The 23,150-nt window shown below is 61.9% G+C and carries 20 protein-coding genes and 1 other RNA gene; 5 read left to right on the forward strand and 16 right to left on the reverse strand.

Annotated features, from left to right (window positions below):
• Nucleotides 1-4: 4 nt before the first annotated feature.
• The 15 genes from ftsW to C4N04_RS03165 form a co-directional block, all read right to left on the reverse strand.
• Nucleotides 5-1,159, reverse strand: coding sequence for a putative lipid II flippase FtsW (ftsW, locus tag C4N04_RS03095; protein ID WP_038690129.1), 1,155 nt, complete (start codon nt 1,157-1,159; stop codon nt 5-7).
• 1 nt (nt 1,160) lies between these two features.
• On the reverse strand, nt 1,161-2,573 hold the full coding sequence (gene murD, locus C4N04_RS03100) for a UDP-N-acetylmuramoyl-L-alanine--D-glutamate ligase (protein WP_096763385.1): 1,413 nt from the start codon (nt 2,571-2,573) through the stop codon (nt 1,161-1,163).
• A gap of 7 nt (nt 2,574-2,580) precedes the next feature.
• Nucleotides 2,581-3,681 carry a phospho-N-acetylmuramoyl-pentapeptide-transferase gene (gene mraY, locus C4N04_RS03105; protein WP_038690133.1) on the reverse strand — a complete coding sequence of 367 codons (1,101 nt, stop codon included), beginning with the start codon at nt 3,679-3,681 and terminating at the stop codon, nt 2,581-2,583.
• Between the two features lie 21 nt (nt 3,682-3,702).
• A complete protein-coding gene (locus tag C4N04_RS03110) occupies nt 3,703-5,142 on the reverse strand; it encodes a UDP-N-acetylmuramoylalanyl-D-glutamyl-2,6-diaminopimelate--D-alanyl-D-alanine ligase (RefSeq protein ID WP_077993029.1) in 1,440 nt (479 codons plus the stop codon).
• Nucleotides 5,139-6,659 carry a UDP-N-acetylmuramoyl-L-alanyl-D-glutamate--2,6-diaminopimelate ligase gene (locus tag C4N04_RS03115; RefSeq protein WP_183738691.1) on the reverse strand — a complete coding sequence of 507 codons (1,521 nt, stop codon included), beginning with the start codon at nt 6,657-6,659 and terminating at the stop codon, nt 5,139-5,141. The genes C4N04_RS03110 and C4N04_RS03115 overlap by 4 nt, the downstream gene beginning before the upstream one ends.
• A gap of 6 nt (nt 6,660-6,665) precedes the next feature.
• Entirely contained in the window at nt 6,666-8,423 is a 1,758-nt protein-coding gene (locus C4N04_RS03120) for a penicillin-binding protein 2 (protein WP_039621015.1), read from the reverse strand.
• A complete protein-coding gene (locus C4N04_RS03125) occupies nt 8,423-8,899 on the reverse strand; it encodes a hypothetical protein (RefSeq protein ID WP_106795411.1) in 477 nt (158 codons plus the stop codon). The genes C4N04_RS03120 and C4N04_RS03125 overlap by 1 nt, the downstream gene beginning before the upstream one ends.
• 1 nt (nt 8,900) lies before the next feature.
• Nucleotides 8,901-9,926, reverse strand: coding sequence for a 16S rRNA (cytosine(1402)-N(4))-methyltransferase RsmH (rsmH, locus tag C4N04_RS03130; protein WP_077993032.1), 1,026 nt, complete (start codon nt 9,924-9,926; stop codon nt 8,901-8,903).
• 17 nt (nt 9,927-9,943) lie between these two features.
• Entirely contained in the window at nt 9,944-10,381 is a 438-nt protein-coding gene (gene mraZ, locus C4N04_RS03135; protein WP_038690144.1) for a division/cell wall cluster transcriptional repressor MraZ, read from the reverse strand.
• Nucleotides 10,382-10,807: 426 nt separating this feature from the next.
• Nucleotides 10,808-11,205: RNase P RNA component class A (rnpB, locus tag C4N04_RS03140), an RNA gene on the reverse strand.
• A 51-nt stretch (nt 11,206-11,256) separates the two neighbouring features.
• Nucleotides 11,257-12,432 (reverse strand): FAD-dependent oxidoreductase, encoded by a 1,176-nt coding sequence (locus tag C4N04_RS03145; RefSeq protein WP_106795412.1) that lies wholly within the window; start codon nt 12,430-12,432, stop codon nt 11,257-11,259.
• An 11-nt stretch (nt 12,433-12,443) separates the two neighbouring features.
• Nucleotides 12,444-13,628 (reverse strand): FAD-binding oxidoreductase, encoded by a 1,185-nt coding sequence (locus tag C4N04_RS03150; RefSeq protein WP_086156303.1) that lies wholly within the window; start codon nt 13,626-13,628, stop codon nt 12,444-12,446.
• An 81-nt stretch (nt 13,629-13,709) separates the two neighbouring features.
• On the reverse strand, nt 13,710-14,330 hold the full coding sequence (locus C4N04_RS03155; protein WP_106795413.1) for a lytic transglycosylase domain-containing protein: 621 nt from the start codon (nt 14,328-14,330) through the stop codon (nt 13,710-13,712).
• A gap of 262 nt (nt 14,331-14,592) precedes the next feature.
• Nucleotides 14,593-15,354, reverse strand: coding sequence for an N-acetylmuramoyl-L-alanine amidase (locus C4N04_RS03160; protein ID WP_096763379.1), 762 nt, complete (start codon nt 15,352-15,354; stop codon nt 14,593-14,595).
• Nucleotides 15,351-16,058 (reverse strand): DnaJ family molecular chaperone, encoded by a 708-nt coding sequence (locus C4N04_RS03165; protein ID WP_039623396.1) that lies wholly within the window; start codon nt 16,056-16,058, stop codon nt 15,351-15,353. The genes C4N04_RS03160 and C4N04_RS03165 overlap by 4 nt, the downstream gene beginning before the upstream one ends.
• A 475-nt stretch (nt 16,059-16,533) precedes the next feature.
• On the opposite strand from C4N04_RS03165, the gene C4N04_RS03170 reads away from it, so the two are divergent.
• The 3 genes from C4N04_RS03170 to C4N04_RS03180 all read left to right on the forward strand — a co-directional run bounded on the left by C4N04_RS03170 (nt 16,534) and on the right by C4N04_RS03180 (nt 19,504).
• Nucleotides 16,534-17,745, forward strand: coding sequence for a pyrophosphate--fructose-6-phosphate 1-phosphotransferase (locus C4N04_RS03170; protein ID WP_106795414.1), 1,212 nt, complete (start codon nt 16,534-16,536; stop codon nt 17,743-17,745).
• A 57-nt stretch (nt 17,746-17,802) separates the two neighbouring features.
• Nucleotides 17,803-18,438 (forward strand): LysE family translocator, encoded by a 636-nt coding sequence (locus tag C4N04_RS03175; protein WP_106795415.1) that lies wholly within the window; start codon nt 17,803-17,805, stop codon nt 18,436-18,438.
• A 115-nt stretch (nt 18,439-18,553) separates the two neighbouring features.
• Nucleotides 18,554-19,504, forward strand: a complete 951-nt coding sequence (locus tag C4N04_RS03180; protein WP_106795416.1) for a lytic transglycosylase domain-containing protein — start codon at nt 18,554-18,556, stop codon at nt 19,502-19,504.
• 36 nt (nt 19,505-19,540) lie between these two features.
• On the opposite strand, the gene C4N04_RS03185 is transcribed toward C4N04_RS03180, so the two are convergent.
• On the reverse strand, nt 19,541-20,962 hold the full coding sequence (locus C4N04_RS03185) for a serine hydrolase (RefSeq protein ID WP_039621032.1): 1,422 nt from the start codon (nt 20,960-20,962) through the stop codon (nt 19,541-19,543).
• Nucleotides 20,963-21,158: 196 nt separating this feature from the next.
• Here C4N04_RS03185 and C4N04_RS03190 point away from each other — a divergent pair, with 196 nt between their 5' ends.
• Both C4N04_RS03190 and C4N04_RS03195 read left to right on the forward strand, forming a co-directional pair.
• Nucleotides 21,159-22,403 carry a DUF3419 family protein gene (locus tag C4N04_RS03190; RefSeq protein ID WP_106795417.1) on the forward strand — a complete coding sequence of 415 codons (1,245 nt, stop codon included), beginning with the start codon at nt 21,159-21,161 and terminating at the stop codon, nt 22,401-22,403.
• Nucleotides 22,400-23,074 (forward strand): class I SAM-dependent methyltransferase, encoded by a 675-nt coding sequence (locus C4N04_RS03195; RefSeq protein WP_106795418.1) that lies wholly within the window; start codon nt 22,400-22,402, stop codon nt 23,072-23,074. Before C4N04_RS03190 ends, C4N04_RS03195 begins: the two co-directional genes overlap by 4 nt.
• Nucleotides 23,075-23,150: the final 76 nt, after the last annotated feature.

Below are 23,150 nucleotides of genomic sequence, written 5' to 3' on the forward strand. Positions count from 1 at the left end.
ACGCTTACTCCGCCGGCATGCCGTGCGGGACGCGGAAAAGGCTCCGCTCCTGCGCACGTTTTTCCGGACGATGGCGCGTCAGCGCCAGAATGAAACCGGCGGTGACGCAGATCGCCACCATGGACGAGCCGCCGTAGGAAATCAGCGGCAGCGTCATGCCTTTTGCCGGCAGCAGCTCGAGGTTGACGCCTATGTTGATGATCGACTGGATCCCAAGCTGCAATACCAGACCGGCGACGGCAAAACGGTTGAAATCATTGCGTTCGCGATATGCATGCGACAAGCCGCGCAGCACCAGCACGGTAAACAGGGCGACGAGCGCAATGCAGAAGACGATACCGAATTCTTCGGCCGCGACCGAAAAGATGAAGTCGGTATGAGCGTCGGGGATGATGCGCTTGACGATGCCTTCGCCCGGCCCCTGGCCGAACCAGCTGCCGCGGATGATCGCCTCACGCGCTGTGTCGATCTGGAAGGTGTCGCCCTCGCCGGTCATGAACTTGTCTATTCGGCCGGCAACGTGCGGAAAGACGTAATAGGCGCTGAGCAGGCCTCCGGCGCCGCCGATACCGAGTAGCACGATCCAGATCCAGGGCATGCCGGCCATGAAGAACATCCCGCCCCAGACGGCCGTCGTCAGGATGGTCTGGCCGAGGTCCGGCTGTGCGACGAGAAGTGCCGCGACGATGCCGAACAGAATGATAGCGAAGAGATTGCCGGGAATTTCAGGCTGGCGCGCATGTTCGGCAAACAGCCAGGCGCAAACGACGACGAAGGCAGGCTTCATGAATTCCGAGGGCTGGATGGATAGGCCGGCGATCCAGATCCAGCGCCTGCCGCCCTTGACCTCCTGCCCGACGAACAGCACCAGCACCATCATGGCGAGCGAAATGATCAGCAGCAGGATCGCGGTTCGCCGCACCTGGCGCGGCGTCAGGAACGATAGGCCCAGCATGACGGCGATCGAAGGGATCATGAAGGCCGCGTGGCGCTTGACGAAGTGGAAAGGCTCGAGCCCGATGCGCTCGGCGACCGCGGGAGATGCCGCGAAGGACAGCATGAAGCCGATGCCCATCAGGAAGATGAACATCGCCAGGAAGAAGCGGTCGATGGTCCAGAACCAATCGGCCAGAGGCCCACGTTCCGCGCGGCTTACCATGTCATTTCTCTCCTGCTACAGGACCGATCAGCATCGTCATTCCGTCAAGTGCCGCCACGTGGCTGACGAAGGCATCGCCCCTGACTTCGAAGTTCTTATACTGGTCGAAGCTTGCGCAAGCCGGGGATAACATCACGGCCGAAGCAGCCGCCTCGTCGCGATCCGCGTCGGCTGCGGCATGCGCGACTGCGCGCTCCAGCGTTCCCGAAATTTCGTAGGGAACGGCCTCGCCGAGTGTGGCGGCGAATTCCGCCGCCGCCTCGCCGATCAGATAGGCCTTGGCGATGCGCGGGAAATAGGGAGCGAGCGTCGTGATGCCGCCAGATTTCGGCAGGCCGCCGGCGATCCAGTAGATGCGATCATAGCTCGAAAGCGCCGGCGCCGCTGCATCGGCATTGGTGGCCTTGGAATCGTTGACGAAGACGACACGGCCGCGTCTGCCGACCGGCTGCATGCGATGTTTGAGACCGGGGAACGAAGCAAGGCCGACGCGGATGTCGTCGGCGGAAACCCCGACGGCAAGGCAGGCGGCGACCGCAGCCGCGGCGTTTTGCGCATTGTGGCTGCCGCGCAGCGTCTGAATACCGTCGAGATCGACGAAGGGCAACATGGCGCCGCCGGCGGCCTGAATGAGTTTCGTGCCCTCGGCATAGATGCCCTCGGCCACCACGTTGCGGCGCGAGATGCGGACCACCTTGACACCTGCCCGCTCGATACGGTCTGCAATCACCGCCGAATGGCTGTCGTCGACGCCGACGACCGCGACATCGCTGCCGGCGACCAGCCGTTCCTTGACGTCAGCATAGTGCTGCATCGTGCCGTGACGGTCGAGGTGGTCGGGCGTCAGGTTGAGCAGAATGCCGGCCGAGGGGTTCAGCGTCGGCGCCAGATCGATCTGGTAGGACGAGCATTCGACGACGAAATAACGCCCCGCCTTCGGCGGGTCGAGCGTCAGCACCGCCGTGCCGATATTGCCGCCGAGCTGCGTGTCGTAGCCTGATGATTTCAGGATGTGGGCAATCAGCGCCGTCGTCGTCGACTTGCCGTTGGTGCCTGTGATGGCGATGAACGGGCAGTCCGGTGCATGGGCGCGACGCTCGCGCACGAAGAGCTCGACGTCGCCCACGATATCGACGCCGGCGCCGCGCGCCAGATCGACCGTCCAGTGCGGCTTCGGATGGGTGAGCGGCACGCCGGGCGAAAGCACGAAGAGCGCCTGCTGGCTCCAGTCGATCGTATGCAGATCCTCGGTGCGGATGCCTTCTGCCGCGGCCTTGGCGACGCTGTCAGGGTTGTCGTCCCAGGCGGTCACATGGGCGCCGCCCAAGATCAGCGCGCGCGCGGTAGCAAAACCGGAGCCGCCGAGCCCGAAAAGCGCGACCTTCCTGTCTTTCAGCGTCGTGACCGGGATCATCGCCGCCTCACCGGAGCTTCAGCGTCGAGAGGCCGAGCATGGCAAGGCCGACCGCGATGATCCAGAAGCGGATCACCACCTGGCTCTCGGTCCAGCCCTTCTTCTCGAAGTGATGGTGGATCGGCGCCATCAGGAAGACGCGCCGGCCGGTCATCTTGAAGAAGCCGACCTGGATGATGACCGAGAGCGTCTCCATGACGAAGAGGCCGCCGATGATCGCCATGACGATCTCGTGTTTGGTGGCGACGGCGACGGTGCCGATCGTGCCGCCGAGCGCCAGCGACCCGGTGTCGCCCATGAAGATGGCGGCCGGCGGCGCATTGAACCAGAGGAAGCCGAGGCCCGCCCCGATGACGGCGCCGAGCACGACGGCAAGCTCGCCGGTGCCGGGCACGAAATTGATCTGCAGGTAGTTCGCAAACACGACGTTGCCGGCGAGATAGGCGATGACGCCGAAGGAGGCGGCGGCGATCATCACAGGCACGATGGCGAGCCCATCCAGGCCGTCGGTCAGGTTAACGGCATTGCCGGCGCCGACGATGACGAAGCCGCCGAACACCACGAACATGATGCCGAGATTGATCAGGAAATCCTTGAAGAAGGGAAAGGCGATCGAGGAGCCGAAGGTCGAGCCGGCGCTCCCCGAGGCAAGGGCGGTGCGCATCATGAAGTAGACGGCGATGCCGGCGATGATGAACTCGATGCCGAGACGGGCCTTGCCGGAAAAGCCCATGTGGCTCTGCTTCGTCACCTTGAGATAATCGTCATAGAAGCCGATGGCGCCGAAGCCGAGCGTCACCAGCAGCGTGGCAACGACATAGACGTTGGAAAGATCGGCCCAGAGCAGCGACGCGCCGACAATGCCGGCCAGGATCATCAGCCCGCCCATGGTCGGCGTGCCAGCCTTCTTGAAATGCGTCTGCGGCCCGTCTGCGCGGATCGGCTGACCCTTGCCCTGCCGGATGCGCAGCGAATTGATGATGGTCGGCCCGAACAGGAACACGATCAATGCGGAGGTGAAGAGAGCGGCGCCCGTGCGGAAGGTAATATATCTGAACAGGTTCAGAAATTTGAAATATTCCGACAGTTCGACAAGCCAGATCAGCATTCAGGGCCCCTTGTTACCCGGTCAACGTTCGCGTTGCGTGTCGGAAAATGCCGGGAACTTGTCAAGAAGCGCGGCGACGATCTTGCCGAAACCGATGCCCAGAGACGATTTCACCATCAACACGTCGCCTGGCGCGACCGAGTTCAGTACATAATCCGTCAATTCGCTGGTCTTTTCGCGATACTCGACATGGACGCTTTCCGGCAATGATTCCTTCAGCGCGGCCATGTCGGCGCCTGCGAGCCAGACATGTTCGATGCCGGCCGCAAGCAGCGGCCCGGCGAGATCGGTGTGAACCTTCTCGGCATACTCGCCCATTTCGAGCATGTCGCCGAGCACGGCGATGCGGCGGCCGCGGCCGGTCGGCTCGGCAGCCGCCAGCAGCGCGATCGCCGCGCGCATTGAGGCCGGGTTGGCGTTGTAGCTCTCGTCGATCAGCGTAAAGCTGCCGTTGCCGCCGCCAATCGAGAGCCGGTGGCGCTTGCCCCTGCCCTTTTCCGGCTTCAGCGTCGCAAGCGCTGCGATTGCCTTCTCGATGTCGGCGCCGACAATCCTGACGACACCGAGTGCGGCAAGTGCATTTTCGGCGATGTGCCGGCCCGGCGCGCCGAGCGCCACCTCGAGCGTCTCGCCGCCGATCGTCAGCCACAGAGTCGAATTCTCGTCCGAGCCGTTGAACTCCGCGAGCCGGAATTCGGCTTTCGCATGCTGGCCGAAGGAATGGATATGCTCGATGCCGAGCGACTGCGCCGTGCGGTCGAGGAAATTGAACTGGTCGTTGTCGCGGTTGAGCACGACATGACCGCCGGATTCGAGCCCTTCGAAGATCTCGGCCTTGGCGGCGGCGATCTCCTTGATGTTCTTGAAATTGCCGAGATGAGCCGGCGCGATTGTCGTGATGACGGCGACGTCGGGGCGGATCATCGACACCAGCGGCCGGATCTCGCCCGGATGATTCATGCCGACTTCGAAGACACCATAATCCGTGTCGCCAGGCATGCGCGCCAGCGTCAGAGGAACGCCCCAATGATTGTTGAAGGAAGCAACAGACGCGTGCACCTTGCCGGAAGGCGACAGCACCTGCCGCAGCATTTCCTTGGTGGTGGTCTTGCCGACCGATCCCGTCACCGCGATGATCCGGGCCCGCGAGCGCTCGCGCGAGGCAAGGCCAAGCTTGCCAAGAGCCGCGAGCACGTCTTCCACGACGATCATCGGCACCGTCAAGCGGCCCATGGCCGGAAGCCTCGCCTCACTGACGACAAGCAGGGAGGCGCCGTTCGCCATCGCCATTGACGCGTAGTCGTGACCGTCGACGCGGTCACCCTTGATCGCGAAGAAGGCTTCGCCCGGGCTGATCGAGCGGCTGTCGATGGAAATGCCGGTGATGCCTTCGGGCAGCGTGCCGAAAGGGCGCCCCGCCATCGCTGCGATCATGTCTTCGGTGGTCCAGAGCCAGCTCAAGATTTCAGTTCCTCCAACGCCTTGCGCACCTCCGCATGATCGGAGAACTGCAGTGTGACGCTCCCGATCGTCTGCCCTTCCTCATGCCCCTTGCCGGCGACGATCAGCGTATCGCCCGATGTCAGCATGGCGACCGCCTCGCGGATGGCGATGGCGCGATCGGCGATTTCCGCGGCGCAAGGCGCGGCTGCCATGATCTCCGCCCGGATCGAGGCCGGCTCTTCCGAGCGCGGATTGTCGTCGGTGACGATGACCACATCGGCAAGCCGGCAGGCGATTTCGCCCATGATCGGCCGCTTGCCGCGGTCGCGGTCGCCGCCGCAGCCGAACACGACGACGACGCGGCCCGTGGTGAAGGGTCGGACCGAGCTCAGCACATTTTCCAGCGCATCCGGCTTATGGGCATAATCGACATAGGCGAGCGCGCCATCTTTCGTATGGCCGACGAGCTCGAGACGGCCGGAGGCGCCGACGAGTTTTTCGAGCGCAGCCATCGCAACTTTCGGCTCGACGCCGGTCGACATGGCAAGCCCGGCCGCGACTAGTGCGTTGGCGACCTGGAAATCGCCGGCCAGCGGAATATCCACCTCGAAGATCTCGTCGCCGATATGGATCTCCGCCATCTGTTTGTGGCGGAAATGCTCGACGCGTTTGAGCGTGAGGTAATCGCCCTTGCGCCCGACGGTACGGACATCATGTCCGGCATCGGCCGCAGCCTTGATCGCTTGGGCCGACCAGGGGTCGTCGGCAAAGATCACCGCCGGCGCACCCTTCGGCAGCAGCGTGTCGAACAGCCGCATCTTGGCGGCCATATAGGCCTCGACGGTCGGATGATAGTCCATGTGGTCGCGGCCGAGATTGGTGAAGGCGGCGGCGGCGAGCTTGACGCCGTCAAGCCGGCACTGGTCGAGACCGTGGCTGGAAGCCTCCATCGACGCATGCGTGACGCCTTCGTCGGCAAGTTCAGCCAGAAGCTTGTGCAACGACACCGGATCGGGCGTCGTCAATGCGCCATATTCGTTGCGCGTCGGCGAAACCACGCCCGTTGTGCCGATCATCGCGGCCGCATGGCCTGCATGCGCCCAGATCTGACGGGTGAACGAGGCGACGGAGGTCTTGCCCGCCGTGCCGGTGACGGCGACCATGGTCTCGGGCTGCCTGCCGTAGAACCGCGCGGCGGCGATCGAAAGGAAGCGACGCGGCTCCTTGACCGCAAGCACCGGAATGGAAGCATCGACCGGCTGGGAGGCGATCGCGACGGCAGCGCCTCGGCCGGCGGCATCGACGATGAAGCCCGCGCCGTCCGCCTTTGTGCCGGCGACCGCGACGAAGGCGTTGCCCGGCGCCACATGACGGCTGTCCGAAGACAGGCCTGAAATATTAAGCAGGCCTGCTGGGCCTTCGAGCTGTGCTTCAAGTTCCGGAAACTGATCTCCGGCCAGGTCTCGCAATTTCATCGAATGCACTTTTCTCTCTTGAAGCCGGTTCACCCCTCGCGAATCGGCGCCGATATTCATTCACGCTCAATAAGACACCAGCAAGGCCGATCCGCCCTCCCCAAATTTCGGCTCGATGCCGAGAATGGGGGCGGCGCGACGGATGATATCACGGGCGATGGGACCGGCCGTACCGGCGGAGAGCGTTCCGCCATATTGCTTTTCGCCTGTCTTCGGCTCGTCGCAGAAGGTGATCACGGCATATCGGGGATTGTCGATCGGGAAGGCGGCAATGAAGGAATTGAAGTTCAGCGACGAGGAATACCGACCGTTCACCACCTTGTCGGCCGTACCCGTCTTGCTGCCGACGCCGAAGCCGGGTACGCGGGCCACGCGCCCGGAACCCTTGTAGCCGTTGAAATCGAGGAGATAGCGGACGGCGTCGCTGGTCGACTTCTTGAGGACCTGCGTGGCGATCTGATCGGCTTGTTCGCGCGTGCGCGGCAGGAATGTCGGCTCGATTAGCTTGCCGCCGTTGACGAGGGCGGCGGCCGCCACGCCGGTCTGCAGCGCCGTCGTCGAGACGCCGTGGCCGAAGGAAATCGTGATCGAATTGATCTTCTTCCAGACGCGCGGCTGGCTTGGCATCTTCACTTCCGGAAGCTCGGTCTGCATTTTCGTCAGCAGGCCGAGCTTGGTCAGATAATCCTTCTGCGAATCGATGCCGACGATGTCGATGACGCGCGCCGTGCCGATGTTCGACGAATACTGGAAAATCTCAGGCACGGTCAGCCAGCGGCGCTGCCCGTGAAAGTCATGGATGGTGAAGCCACCGATATAGATCGACTTGCTGGCATCGAATGTGTCGGTCATCTTCACCTTGCCGCTGTCGAGCGCCATCGCCAGCGAAAAGGTCTTGAAGGTCGATCCCATTTCGAAGGTGCCGTTGGTCATTCGGTTGAGCCAGCCTTCCTTGGCGCCCTCCTGCGGATTGTTCGGATCGAAGTCCGGCGCCGATGCCATGCCGAGCACTTCCCCGGTATGGACGTCGATGACGGCAGCGCCTGCGCCCTTGGACTGGAAATTGTTGACGGCGTTGATGACCGCATCGCGAACGATGTTCTGCACGCGCAGATCGATCGAAAGCCGCACCGGCTCCAGCGGCTGGTCGCTGGTCATACCGACCGAGGCGAGATCGGCAAGCCCCTGGTCGTCGATATATTTCTCCATGCCGGCGACACCGCGGTTGTCGATGTTGACGTAGCCGAGAATGTGCGCGGCGGTCGGTCCGCCGGGATAGAAGCGGCGCTTCTCCGGCCGGAAGCCGATGCCGGGAATGCCGAGCGCCAGGATCTGGCTCTGCTGCTTCGGCGTCAGCTGCCGGCGCAGCCAGGCGAAATGCGAGGTCTTGACCGAGAGCTTCTTATAGGTGTCCCTGACGTCGAGTTCGGGCAGGACGCTCGAAAGCTTCTCCACAGCCTCGTCGACGTCGACGATCTTGTTCGGCTCGGCAAACAGCGAGACGGTGCGGATATCGGTCGCCAGCACCTCGCCGTTGCGGTCGAGGATATCGGGGCGCGAAGCCATCAGCCGGTCGGGCGGCAGGATGCTGGAGACGACCTCCTGATCCTTCATCGCATATTCGACGAGGCGACCGCCGATGACGGCGTAGACGCCCATGAAACCCATGATCAGCAGACCGACGCGGCTTTTCGCCTGCCCGGATTTTTTCTTGCGCGACCCTTCGATCGCCAGACCGGCGGAAGGGCCGCCGAAACGGTTATAGACGCCGGCGGAGAAATGCGCCTGGCTCTTCAGGACCATGATGCGGGAAAGAAACGACATTATTCCACCGACCCCGTTTCGATCTCGTCTGCCTCATCCTCAACGACACCGTGCTGCTCGACGCCGCCGCGCGGAACGGGCATCGGAACGGGCTGCGCTTTGGCAGCACCGCCGGCACCCTTGGCGCTGGCTACGGTCGCGCCTTTGGCGCTGGCCTTGGCCTCCGTCACATCAGGTACGGGAACCTCCGATTTCAGCATCGGCAACTCCTTGGCATGCACGAGCGCCGTCGATTCCGTCGGCTGCAGCTGCAGCTCGGCATTATAGGCATTGACCAGCCGCTCCAGCCGGTTCGGCTGCGATTGCAGCGCCCAGTCGGCCTTGAGAAGGTCGATCGTATCCTTCTCGAGCTTGATCTCGGCTTCGAGGCGGTGAACCTCCTCGAGCTTCAATTCGGCGCGATGCTTGATCGTATAGGTGACGGCGGCAGCTGCCGTCATGACGCCGATGAGCACGAGATCGAACGTCTTCAGCATGTCAACCTCCAAGCTTTCCGAGAGTGGCAAGATTGGGAAACCCGAACAGCGACATATCCGCCGGCTCCGTGGCGGCATCCGTCCTGAGGCCGGCGCGCAGCTTGGCGGAGCGGGCGCGCGGATTGACCTCGGCCTCCGCCTCGCTCGCCGACACCATCGGCTTGCCGATCACCGTGAAAGTCGCAGCCCGCTCATGCGCGGCCGGCAGGTGCCGCGATCCCGTCGCCTTGCCGGCGCGGTCGGAGAAGAATTTCTTGACGATGCGGTCTTCAAGCGAATGAAAGGTGACGACGACGAGCCGCCCGCCGGGTTTCAGCGCTCGTTCCGCCGCAAACAGCGCCTGCGCCAATTCGCCGAGTTCATCATTGACGAAGATGCGCAGCGCCTGGAAGACGCGCGTCGCCGGATGGATTTTGTCCTTCATCTTGCGTGGGGTGACCAGCTCGATGAGACCGGCAAGGTCACGCGTCGTCTCGAACGGCTTTTCGGCACGGCGCTTCTCGATCGCATGCGCGATACGCGGCGCTTGGCTTTCCTCGCCCAGAAAACGAAAGATGCGGATGAGATCGGCGACCTTGGCGCGGTTGACAACGTCGGCTGCCGAAATGCCTGCCGCCGACATGCGCATGTCGAGCGGCCCGTTCTTCTGGAAGGAGAAGCCACGCTCGGCCTCATCAAGCTGCATGGAGGAAACGCCGATGTCGAGAACGACGCCATCGAGCCCGCCCTGCGGCGCATGATCGGCCAGATGCGAGAATTGCGAATGAACGAGCCTGAGACGGCCGCCATGGGCGGCGACCATCGCCTGCCCCGCCGCTATTGCCGTCGGATCGCGATCGAGCGCGATCACCTCGGCGCCGGCGGCAAGAATGGCCGAGGTGTAGCCACCCGCACCGAAAGTACCGTCGAGGATGAGTTTGCCGGGCGCGGGCGCCAGCGCCGCGAGGACCTCTTCGAGAAGAACAGGAATGTGACGAACCGGTCCGCCACCGGCATCAGTTGAACCTCCGCCAGGATTCGCCACCATTCCGTTCCCTCGTCCTTTCAGGAACGCTTGCCCGCCAGCTTGCGCTCCCCACGTGCCTGCGCCTGCGCCGCCAGAAATTCCTGCGGCTGCCAGAGCTGAAAATGATCCGCCCGACCGACGAAGGTCACTTCGTCCGAGATACCGGTAAAGCCGCGGATGAAATCCGTGACCATCAGCCGCCCCTCGGCGTCGAGCTTCATGAAAACCCCGCCTCCATGAATGAGAAGCGACATCTCGTTCGCATCCGGCGAAAACGGATCCTCCGCAGCAATCTGCCGTTCGAATCTTTCGAGAAGATCCGGACCGCCGACGCTGACCGCCGGAAACACAAAGTCCTGGAAGCAATAGAGCTCCTGGACATTGCGCTGCGCCAGCACGGAACGGAACGCCGACGGCACGGAAACCCTGCCCTTGGCGTCGATCCTGTTGGTCGCATTCGAAAGGAAGCGGCTCATCACTCGAAACATCCGTTCCCGCAGGGATCCGGACCAAAAGACGCCCGAAACTCCCGATATCAGGCACAGCTTCGCAAGCCGGATGAGCGAAAACCCCTCCGACGCTCCCAGAGAGGAAGACGCCTTTGCTTTGCGATGAATGGGCAGGTGATTGCCCTGGTGCAGTGCGAGTTTGGGATAGCATGGGACCATATGGGCGTCAATGGGATGCGCCTGCTTTGCAACAGACGCATGATCAAAAATTTATAAGCCGTTAAGTTTAACAAAGGGTTAGGATCACCCTCCCGGAAGGGACGCGCGACGATGCTTTCGCAAAAACGATTTTCGCGCAGCGGATTGTATGAGCATCCGCTTGAAAACTGTCGATTTCAGCGGCTTACACGGAGGTGATTCGTCGAATCGGAGATTTTCGCGCCACGAAAGTTAATCGCCAGTTGGCCTGTAAGCCGGGTTCTGTATGGCTCCGGCGTGAACCGGAACGTGGCAGCCATTCCTCTGGGACAGCGTTCGCACGCTGCCTCGCGCAACCCACCCGGATGACTGGCCTGGAAACCGGCCGGAAGGCCCTTCGGCCCGCCGCGTCATCCCTATTCGGTCTTGCTCCCGGTGGGGTTTACCGTGCCATATCCGTTGCCGGAAATGCGGTGGGCTCTTACCCCACCCTTTCACCCTTACCTGTCATGACAGGCGGTTTGCTTTCTGTGGCACTTTCCCTGAGGTCGCCCTCGCCGGACGTTATCCGGCACCGTGTCTCCGTGGAGCCCGGACTTTCCTCACTCTACCGCCTTTCGGCATTGGTAAAGCGCGGCTGCCCGGCCAACTGGCAGGGCTCCCATAAACGAGAGTGCGCACAATTGCCACCAAAAACGATAGTCTTAGCGAAATTGCGGTGTGAAATCCGTGGAGTAGCCCTGTTGACTGATGCCGCCTGATAAAAGCAGCTCGGCCCCGAGGCTGCCGATTTCGTCCGAACTCTTGGCCGACGTGCCGGCGCAGCCTGTCAGCACTGCGATGGCAGGCGAAGCCGTATAGCCGATCATCGGATAGCCGCTTTGCGTCTGGGAAACGACACAGGCGGCCGTCGAGATCGAAAGCGGCGTCAGATCGGGCGCAAGATCGGCGACGATGCGTTGAAGATGCGTCCGCACGCTCTCCCGCCCCTCGGTCCTGAACCAGGCACGCATCTCCGCCTCGTTGCCGAGCGCCAGATCGTCGGGGTCGCCGCCGATCTTCAGATAGAATTTACCGTCGGGATAACGGATCGGCGGCAGTAGGTAAATATGGATGCCGGGCACATCGACAATAAGCGACGGCATGGCGGCGAGGTGGATGGCATCGGCTTCGCTCACTTCGAAAAGCGTTACCGTCCGGCCATAAACCGTCATCTCAATCGGACGCGGCAACAGATTCTCCGCAATGGAAAATCCTCCAGCAGCCAGCAGTACCTTTTCAGCACGATAGGCCAAGCCGCCGGCGGTCCTGACGACCGCCGAACCACCCTCCTCGCGGATTGAGACAACATTGTCGCGGATGACGGCGGCGCCGGCTTTTTCCGCCAGCAGCGACTGTGCCTTGACCAGCTTGCGCGGGCTGATATGCCCGGCCCCCTTCGCCTCGAAGACGCCGGCGCAGCCATCAGCAAAGGCGAAGAAGGGAAAGGCGTCTTTCAATCCTCCTTCGTCTAGAAGGCTGGTTTCGACACCCAGCGAAACGGCGGCCTGCCTGGTTCTGCCGAGATAATCGCTTCCATCGGGCGCGACGACGACGCAGCCGACCTCCCGATAGAAATCGATGCCGCTGTCGCGAGCGATCTCGCCGTAGCGTCCGATCGAGCGATTGGCGAGCAGCGCCCAGTTGCGGTCGGGATCGATGGTGCGGGTGATGCGCCCCTCATCATAGTGGCTGGCAAACACGCCCTGATGCGTCTTGCGATCGGCCGGCTCGTCCGGCCCGATCACCGCCACGCCGTCCGTCTGCCGGGCCAGATGCCGCGCAGCTGCCGCCCCCATCAATCCGCGGCCGACGATGATATATTTGAATTCGACTGCCATGATGCTCCCTTTCAGGCAAAAACCGGCGTCAGCTCGCCGCCGAAATCCGCTTCACTGAGCACGCCTTCCATCAGCAGTACGGCGCCCAGCCGCCCAAGTTCGTCGGAGGATTTGGCGGCGACGAAATTGCCGCCGGTCAGCACCGCGATGCGCGGCGACTGCGTAAACCCGGCATAGGGATAACCGGTCGGCGTGAAATTCGCCACGCACGGCCCTGATGTGACCGGGCAGCCGGCAAGCGCCGGCATCAGTTGCAGGGCGATGCGGCAGAGATGGTCGCGCTCGGCAGCGCTGCCGTCGGAACGGAACCACGCGCCGGCATCCTCCAGCCGATTGATCGAAAGCGTCTCGGTATCGCCGCCGAGTTTAAGATACATCTTGCCGTCGGGATAACGCACCGGCGGCAGAATATAAATGTGATCCTCTTCCCGGTCCCCGAGAACGATCGTCGACGGCATGTCGCCGAAGACCGCCATCTCGCGCTCACCGATTTCATAGAAGACAACAGTGCGTGCCATCACCCTGGTGTCGACGGGACGCGGCAGCAGCGCGTGGAAATTGCTGAAGCCGCCAGCCGCCACCAGTACCCTCTCGGCGCTGTAGCGCCTTCCGTCGACCTTCACCTCGACATGGGCACCGGCGTCGCGCACGGATGTCGCGGTTGCCTCGATCAGCGTAACGCCACCCTGTTCCGCCAGCCTTGCCTGGGCGCGCACCAGCGCCCGCGGATTGATATAGCCGGCGCGTTTGCGTTCGAAATAGCCGCTGAAATCGGCATCGACGGCAAGATAGGGAAAGCGCCGCGAAAGGTCCGACGATGCGATGGTCTCGATGTCGCTGCCGAGCGTCCGGCTGACGGTCAACGCCCGGTCGATATAGTCCTGCTCGCTCTTGTCAGGCGCTGCAAAGAGGCAGCCGACTTCCGAGAAGAAGGAAATGCCGCTCCTTGCCTCGATCTCACGGTAGCGGTCGAGCGCGCGGGCGGCGAAGGTTCCCCAGGCCAGATTGCCATCGAACGTCCGTGTAATACGCGCCTCGTCGTAGTGGCTGGCGAAGACGCCCTCATGCGATTTGCGCTCAGCCGGCTCGCGCGGGCCGATCAGCGCGATGCCGTCGGCCATCGCAGAGAGATGCCGGGCGGCCGCGGCACCCATCATGCCGCGTCCGATGATGATGAACCTGAAATCGACTGCCATATCCCACCTCGCTAAATTCCAGCGATACCATGGCAATCATCTTGAATCATCCAGCTCTTGTCAGGGACAAGCGCTTCAGGCTCAGAGCATTGCGAGAACCTTGCCGCAATAGGACTTGGACACCGGGTTCATGCGCGTGGCGCCATGACCGGCATTGTATTTGAGGATGGTGTTGCAGGTCTCGCCACCACCGAGATCATGGGCGGCAGCCAGATATTTCATGCCGTACTTGATGTTGGTTTCCGGATCGAACAGGCCCTTGGCGCTGCCGGAATAGCCCATCATGCGGGCAGTTGCAGGCTTTATCTGCATCAGGCCGATTTCACCGTGGCTGCCGCGCGCATTCGGATTGAAATTGCTTTCGATACGGATGACAGCGGTCGCAAGCGCAACCGGTACATTATATTGGTTCGCATATTTGCTGATCAGTGCGAAATAGGAATTGCCGGAAACATTGGCGACGGGATAACCGCTCTGGCGCTCGACCGTCTTCAGTGTGCGTTCCGCCGTCTTGAGCGGACGCTTCGCCGGCTTGACCGCACGCTCCGCTTTCTTCAACGGACGCTCTGTCTTCTTCGCAGGACGCTCGACTTTCTTCACCGGCGCATCAGCTCGCACACCCCAATCATTTGCAAAGGCAAAGCTATTTCCGGCCAGCACCATGCCAACGCATGTTGCAGCAACAACAATCAGTTTTCTCATGTAGTCTTGAACACTCCGACCCAAAGAATTTCCAGACGGCGCGCCTCGCTGTCATAATGAATACCAGATCAATGACCGATCTGTATTCGTGGCAATTCTTATCGTTTCACATAGCGCCCGCGGTTTGACTCGAAAACAACCCCGAGTACCGCTTAGCGGAGGTTCTTAGACCATCGCAATGAGGAGATAATAGGGAAATGATGTGGCAGGCCGAATTTCGCGTTGCAGTGCGAAATTCGGCGTGTCAGTAATTGTCGAGGAATCAGGAATAACGCGGCAAAGCCGACAGTAGCCGGTGCAACGTGTCGATCGTCGAAAAATCGGCGATGCCATCTATCCGTTCGGGCCGAAAATGCCGCTGGAAAGCTTCCACGTCGCCTGCCGTTTTTTCTGAAAAATGCGCCGTGATTTCAGTGCCGTAACCATAGAGCGACAGCATCGACTGCAGTGCTTCGACGGGTTGGCCGCTATCGCCGCGCTGGAAGAAGCGTCCGCCGGTGATCGTTGCCGGCTCGACCCAGTGCCCGATGCCCGCCCGGTGGAGCTCCGCCCAGGGGAACTTTTCACCCGGATCGACCTTGCGAATCGGGGCGACATCTGAATGCCCAAGCACACGTTCCGGCGCGATCGACCAACGTTTGACACAGTCCCGACACAATTCGATCACCGCCGCGATCTGCTCTTTCGGATAGTCGGGAAGGCCGCCGGGATGGCCGGCATTAGCGATCTCGATGCCGATCGACAGCGAATTGATGTCGCTCTCGCCATGCCAACTGCTCTTCCCGGCATGCCACGCCCGCCTGCCCTCCGGTACCAGTTGGATGACCTCGCCATTCTCATGCACGAAATAATGGCTGGAAACCTGGCTTTCGGCGCTGCAGAGCCAGTCGAGCGCGCCATCCGGGGTCGGCATGCCGGTATAGTGCAGCAGGATCATATCCGGGCGACGCCCGTCCGCCCGCTCCCCGTGATTGGGCGAGGGCCGGACGCAAGCTCCCGCGTAATCCGCCTCGAAGGAGATCATGCGGCGCGGCGTTCCTTCTCGATTGCCGCATAGGCTGCGTTGAGAGCGGCCATGCGCTCATTGGCAATCACGTGGAATTCCTTCGGCACGCCGCGCGAAATCAGTCGATCGGGATGATGTTCGCTGACGAGGCCGCGGTAACGGCGGCGGATCGTCGGAAAATCGTCGGAAGGCGACACGCCGAGCACCTTATAGGGATCGCCGCCGGCCGAGACATGGCGAGCGGCAATCTGCTCGAAGCGGGTCTCGCTCATCTGGAAGATCTCGCCGATGTGACTGAGGAAATTCAACTCGTTCTCATGAATCAGCCCGTCGGCCTTGGCGATATGGAAGAGACCGTCGAGCACATCTTCCAGCACGGTGCAATTGGCCGCACAGGTAATGCAGAGCGTCGAGAGCCGCTCGGCATAGGCCTCATAACCGGCGACATCCTGACGCGCGAGATTATAAAGTCTGGCGACGTTCTTCGCTTGATCCTGCGGAAACTCGAAGATTTCGCGGAAAGCCTCGACCTCCTTCTCGCTGACGATGCCGTCGGCCTTGGCCATCTTCGCCGAAAGCGCGATGATGGCCACAGAGAAAGCGACCTTCCGCCGTGTTTCCGGATCGCCTTCGAAAACCGTGCGGATGGCCTCGACCACCGCGGACAGCGCATTGCCCGCGGTATTGCCAATCGCATTCACCAGTTTTTCCCAGAAGGACATCGAAAATCTCGCGCGCTTGTCAACCTCAAACAGCTTGACCAAAGAATCGTAGCCTTTGCAAGGCGACGATTGGTCCTAGGGGCGAACACAGTTTTCACGATTTGGTAATTGTCGCACCGCAGCAAACGATTCACCCCTTGGATTGAGGGAATGGCGCGCCCCTGCCATACCGGCCTCACCTGTCCCGATGCGAGGCCGCAATTTCCACAACAGTTGTCGGTCGGCGTCTCCGGGTTGAAACGATTATATCAGCTCTTCCGGCCACAAAGCGTGAAAAGGCGGCGTTTTTCGTAAATTCTTTACTTTACAGGCCCCTTTCCCTGCCGCATCCATGCGCTGATGCATGTCGCTCGGAACTCTACGGCGGCACCGGGACACGGCATGCACAATCAATGGGCAAACGCATCGCATTAACGAAGGTCGATGCGATGCGCCTTAGCCAGCGCCGCCGCATCGAAACGCCATAGGAGGAATCATGGCCAAGCAGAAAGTTGCAATGCTGACCGCCGGAGGCCTCGCACCCTGTCTTTCCTCCGCCGTCGGCGGCCTCATCGAACGCTACAGCGACGTTGCGCCCGAGCTCGATATAGTCGCCTATAAGTCCGGCTACCAAGGCGTACTGCTCGGCGACAGCATCGAGATCACCCGTCAGATGCGTGAAAAGGCGCCGCTGCTGCACCGCTATGGCGGCTCGCCGATCGGGAACAGCCGTGTCAAGCTCACCAACGCCGCCGACTGCGTCAAGCGCGGCCTCGTCAAGGAAGGCGACAACCCGCTGAGGGTCGCCGCCGAACGCCTTGCGGATGACGGCATCACCATTCTCCACACGATCGGCGGCGACGACACCAACACCACAGCCGCCGACCTTGCTGCCTACCTCGCCGCCAACGGCTACGATCTGACCGTCGTCGGCTTGCCGAAGACGGTCGACAACGACGTCGTGCCGATCCGCCAGTCGCTGGGCGCCTGGACGGCCGCCGAAGTCGGCGCCCATTTCTTCGACAATGTCGGCAACGAGCAGACCGCCGCCCCCCGCACCCTTGTCATCCATGAGGTCATGGGACGCCATTGCGGTTGGCTGACGGCCGCCACTGCCCGCGCCTATCTCCAGCGCACCAGCCGCAATCAATATGTCGACGGCCTGATGATGGATGCGCAACTGAAGGGTATCGACGCCGTCTATCTGCCCGAAATGGCGTTCGATCTCGATGCCGAGGCCGCCCGGCTGAAGGAAGTCATGGATCGCACCGGCCATGCCACCGTCTTCGTGTCGGAAGGCGCTTGCCTCGACGCCATCGTCGCCGAGCGCGAAGCCGCCGGCGAGACCGTCAAACGTGATGCCTTCGGCCATGTAAAGATCGACACGATCAACGTCGGTGCATGGTTCCAGAAGCAGTTCGCCAGCCTCCTGAACGCCGAGCGTTCCCTGGTGCAGAAATCGGGCTATTTCGCCCGCTCGGCGCCGGCGAACGGCGACGACCTGAGGCTGATCCAGAGCATGGTCGACCTCGCCGTCGAAAGCGCACTCAATAAAGTGTCCGGCGTCACCGGCCACGATGAAGCGCAGAATGGTAGATTGCGCACTATAGAATTCCCGCGCATCAAGGGCGGAAAGGCTTTTGACCTTTCGACGGGATGGTTTGCCGAAGTCATGGACAATATAGGCCAGAAATACAAAGAAGCATGATTGACGGATGGTTAATAAGGTGTCTTTGCTTGTTCCTGAGGAATGGGAGGAGACACCATGTCGTTTGAAGCCTGGCTCGCTTTTGCGGCCGCATCCGCCATTATGCTGGCCATACCGGGACCGACGATACTGCTCGTCGTCTCATATGCGCTTGGCCATGGACGCAGGACGGCGTTTGCGACGGTGAGCGGCGTGGCGCTAGGCGACTTCACCGCGATGACGGCTTCACTCTTCGGTCTCGGCGCCGTCCTCGCCGCCTCAGCCACTCTTTTCACCGTCCTCAAGTGGATCGGCGGCGCCTACCTGATATGGCTCGGAATCAAGCTCTGGCGGGCTCCCGTCATCGGCGAGCCGGTTGCCGACAACGACAATCTTCCGGAGGAAAAATCGCTCAGGATTTTCCTCCACGCCTACCTCGTTACCGCCCTCAATCCGAAGAGCATCATCTTCTTTGTCGCCTTCGTGCCGCAGTTTCTCAACCCGGCTCTTCCCTTCTTCGGGCAGATGGCGATCATGGAAGCGACCTTCCTCATGCTGGCGATTCTCAACGCTTCCACCTACGCATTTCTCGCTCATAGCGCGCGCGGACTGATTCGCAAGGCGAGCGTCCAGCGCGCCGTAAACCGCACCGGCGGCACGCTGCTGATCGCTGCAGGCGCCGTAACGGCCGGCTATCGCCGTATTGCAGCGTAGAAACATTCCGTGGTTGCCGGAATGCAACGAATAGGTTAATGGGGTCATCGGATTTAAGCTTTTTAGTAACTTTTACAACGCTGCCAGGGCGGCGCGATTTCACGAAAGTGACGGAATGGTAGCGATCGGATTGTCCGGCTTGAAACGCAGTCTTGTCGTTTCTACGGTGCTCTGCTGCGGCGTGATGACCGGCTGTACCAGCGTCGAATACACCTCTCAGGCCGAATTGACAGCCGCTCAGATAGTGGTGCCGACACCCAAGCCCGGCGAAGAGGCAACGCTGGCCGCGATCCCGACGGCCGAGGGCGCAGCTGGCCAGGCGGTCGCAGGCGCCATGCTTCCGCAAACGCAGACATCCCCCCCGCTGACCGCAGCGGCGATGCCGGCGGTTACGGCCTCTCAGCCCGCTGATCTCACCATGCAGGCAGGCATACAGCCGGCAGCCTATGCGCAGATCCCGCTGACGCCCGAGATGACGGCGATCCAATCCGTCGTGCCGACGCCGCGTCCGGTGACCCCGGCACAGCCGGCGACGCAGCTTGCCTTTGCCGCGACGCCGCAGAACAATGCGCTTGCAGCACTCGCGGCAGTCGACACAACCCCGCGTTCCAGCATGGATTACGGCTTCGACGAATCCGGGCCGATCGATCCGCCGACGGCTCCGCCAATGTTCAGCGACGACGACAAGGACGATGCGCCGACTGTCGAAAAGAGCTTCGTCACCAAGCTCATCCAGAAATATTCGAAAGTCTACGAAATTCCCGAGACGCTGCTCCACCGCATCGTCCATCGCGAGAGCCGCTACAATCCGAAGGCTTACAACAAGCGCGGCTATTTCGGTCTCATGCAGATCAAATACAACACTGCCAAATCGATGGGCTATGACGGCGCGCCGGGCGGTCTCTTCGATGCCGAGACCAATATCAAATATGCCGCGAAATATCTGCGTGGCGCGTGGCTCGTCTCCGACAACAAGGAAGATGATGCCGTCCGCCTCTATGCGCGAGGCTATTATTATGACGCCAAGCGCAAGGGCATGAACGACATCGCCCAAGGCAATTACTGACCACCACCACAACAGAAACGGCTTCGATGCTACCGCCTATGGCTGCGTCTGGACCTGCCGCTCTGATCCGGCCTGCTGTTGCGGCACTCCCGATTGCGGCGACGCCGCCAGGACTGCCTTGAGAAGCGTCTGCGGCTGATAACCGAGCCAGCTAGGCGTCAGGCCGAGCCGGACGACGACGAGATTGGCGGACGGCACGATCGCCATGCTCTGCCCATCATGCCCCGTCAACCAGAACGTATCCTCCGGCAGCCCGAATGCAGCGCTGCGGCCACTGGGGGCGAGCCACGCCTGGCCCTGCGTATACCGGCCGTTCGACGCTGCCGTCGGCGTGCGCATGGCGCCAACGAACCCCTCCGGCAACAGCCGCCGGCCGTTCCAAACGCCATCCTGCAGCAGGAACTGTCCGAAACGCGCCCAGTCATGCGCAGTCGCATAGAGGTAGGAGCTTCCGGTAAAGGTGCCGCGCGCGTCGAGCTCGAAGACGGCGCTGGTCATGCCGAGGGGCGAGAAGAGCGCGTCATGCGGATAGGAAAAAGCTGCCTGCGCATTGCCGACCCTGTCCATCCAGATGCGTGACAAGAGCACAGCCGTGCCGCTCGAATAGCGGAAGCGCTGGCCGGGTGCCGCCTCCATCGGCGCATTGGCCGGCAGCGATACCATGTCGGGATCGAGATAGAGCATGCGAGTCACATCGGCGACGCTGCCATAATCCTCATTGAAGGCAAGGCCGCTCTCCATTCCGAGCAGGTCGGAAACCTTGATCCTGGCACGCTGATCGTCCTTCCACTGCGCCATCAGGTGATCGTCGTCGAAGGAGATCTTGCCGTCGAGCATCAGCCGGCCGAGGATGGCCGCGTTCACCGTCTTCGTCATCGACCAGCCGATCAGCGGCGTCTTCGACGAAAATCCGGGACCATAGGCCTCAGTGACGATACGGCCGTCGCGCACCACCACGATCGCCCGCATGGCCGGGCCGGCAAGTCGGGCATCGGCCAGCACCGCGGCGATCTTCGCGTCCGCATCGCCGACGCTCTCTCCCTGCGGCCATAACGCATCGCTCGTCTCCATCTTGGCCGGCGGATCGAAGGGCGCGGCATTCGCCGCCGCCTCGAAATCGCCGTCCGGCACGCTGGTGCAGCCGAGCCCGCCGCGATAGAGCGCATAACTTGATGCAAAGAGCCCCATGAAGCGCGCTGTTACCCGGCCGTTGTCGCGGTCGACGCTAACGCGCACCAGCCGCAGCAGCGGGTTTCCCGGCGCCTGCACGTCGTCCTCCAGCACGTCTTCGGCGTTGCGGCCGGCAATGAAGACATTGGAGCAGACGATCTTGGCGGCATAGCCGTCGCCGACGCGCAAAAGCTCCGGCGGCCAAGCAAAGAGCCAGGCGGCGCCAGCAACGACGATGAGAACGAGAAGGAGAGCAAGCGCCTTCAGGGCACGCAGGACAAATCGCATGACATTCCTCCGAATGCCCGGAGAGAAGCAGGAATTGCGTGCGGCGGAAAGGGGGCGGCGCGAAGAAGATCCATCGCCTTGATCACTTTCCCAGGAGGATGAGAACGTTTTTGCGCGGCGCCGGCCCACAGTCCACGTCATCAAACTGTAGCAGTGGCGCGCTACACGCCCTGAACGCTAAAAAGGTGACAGACTCATGTCAGAATTTGCACCGGATGCCGGCTTCCGCAAGAACCGGAAACTCAAGGACGCCCTTCTCCGCCACAAGGCTTTTTCGAAGGAAGGTTTTTCCGAGCGTCTCTTCGGCCTTCTCTTCTCCGGCCTCGTTTACCCGCAGATCTGGGAAGATCCGGATCTCGACATGCAGGCGATGGAGTTGAAGCCCAACCACCGCATCGTCACCATCGGCTCCGGCGGCTGTAACATGCTCGCCTATCTCTCCAAGGCGCCGGCCTCGATCGACGTCGTCGATCTCAACCCGCACCATATTGCGCTCAATCGCCTGAAACTTGCCGCGTTCAAGCATCTGCCGGATCATGCCGATCTCGTCCGTTTCCTGGCGATGCCCAACGAGAAGTCGAACAGCCGCGCCTACGACCAGCATCTTGCCGCCAAGCTGGACGAAGCGACCCGCAGCTACTGGAACGGCCGCAAGTTCGGACGCCGCCGCGTCACCGTCTTCGACCGCAACATCTACGAAACCGGCCTGCTCGGTCGTTTCATCGGCGCAGCTCATCTTCTTGCCCGCCTGCATGGCGTCGAGCTGCGCGAGATGACCAAGACCCGCTCGATCCGCGAACAGCGCCAGTTCTTCGACGAGCAGATCGCGCCGCTTTTCGAAAAGCCGGTTGTTCGCTGGATCACCGGCCGCAAGAGCTCGCTCTTCGGCCTCGGCATTCCGCCGCAGCAATATGACGAGCTCGCAAGCCTTGCTGCCGATCATTCGATCGCGCCGGTGCTGAAGCACCGCCTGGAAAAGCTCGCCTGTCATTTCCCGATGCGCGACAACTATTTCGCCTGGCAGGCCTTCGGCCGCCGCTACGGCACTGAAGAGGAAGGTCCGCTGCCGACCTATCTGAAGCCCGAGCACTATGAGGTGATCCGCGCCAATGTCGATCGCGTCAACGTCCACCACGCGAGCTTCACCGAGCTTCTGGCCCGCGAGCCCGCCGCCTCGCGCGACCGCTACATCCTGCTCGACGCGCAGGACTGGATGACGGATGAACAGCTGAACGACGTTTGGCGGGAAATCACCCGCACGGCGCGCGACGGCGCCCGGGTGATCTTCCGCACCGCCGCCGAAAAGAGCATCATCGAAGGCCGCCTGTCTCCGTCGATCCGCGACCAGTGGGACTATTTCGAAGACAAGTCACGCGAGTTGACCGCGCTCGATCGCTCGGCGATCTATGGCGGTTTCCACATCTACGGGAAGAAGGCGTGAGCAAGGTCGGCACCGAGGCGGCGGGAATGAGCGACGAACATGCCAGCCTCATGGATGGTATGTACCGCTACCAGCGTCATATTTACGACCTGACGCGCAAATATTACCTTCTCGGCCGCGACAGCACCATCCGCAATCTCGACGTGCCCGAGGGCGGCACCCTGCTCGAAGTCGGCTGCGGCACCGGTCGCAACATGGCCTTCGCCCACAGGCATTTCCCGACCGCCAAGCTGTTCGGCCTAGACATTTCCCAGGAAATGCTGATTTCAGCCCGTAAGACCTTCGCCACCAAGGCGACGATCCCGGAATTCCGCGTCGCCGACGCCACCGCCTTTACGCCGCGAGAATTCGGCGTCGGCGGTTTTGACCGCATCCTGATCTCCTATGCCCTGTCGATGATCCCGGACTGGGAGCGCGCCGTCGACGCATCGATAGCAGCGCTCAATCCAGGCGGCCAGCTGCACATCGTCGATTTCGGCCAGCAGGAAGGCCTGCCGCGCTGGTTCCGCAGCATGCTGCAGGCCTGGCTTGCGAAGTTCCATGTCACGCCGCGGCCGGATCTTCGCGAGGTTCTTGAGGCGCAGGCACAGGAGCACAATGCGCGATTGTCTTTCGAAACAGTCGGCGGCGGTTATGCCTGGCGGGCGGCTATTATCAGCAAGCGTACATAATTCGCTTGAAACTAACCGATTTTTTACGTTGATATGGTGAAAAGAGGGTTATTCCTCTGCTGGGCTCGTCATTCTC

The organism is Rhizobium sp. H4, assembly GCF_003013335.1.
Taxonomy (GTDB): Bacteria; Pseudomonadota; Alphaproteobacteria; order Rhizobiales; family Rhizobiaceae; genus Rhizobium; species Rhizobium sophoriradicis.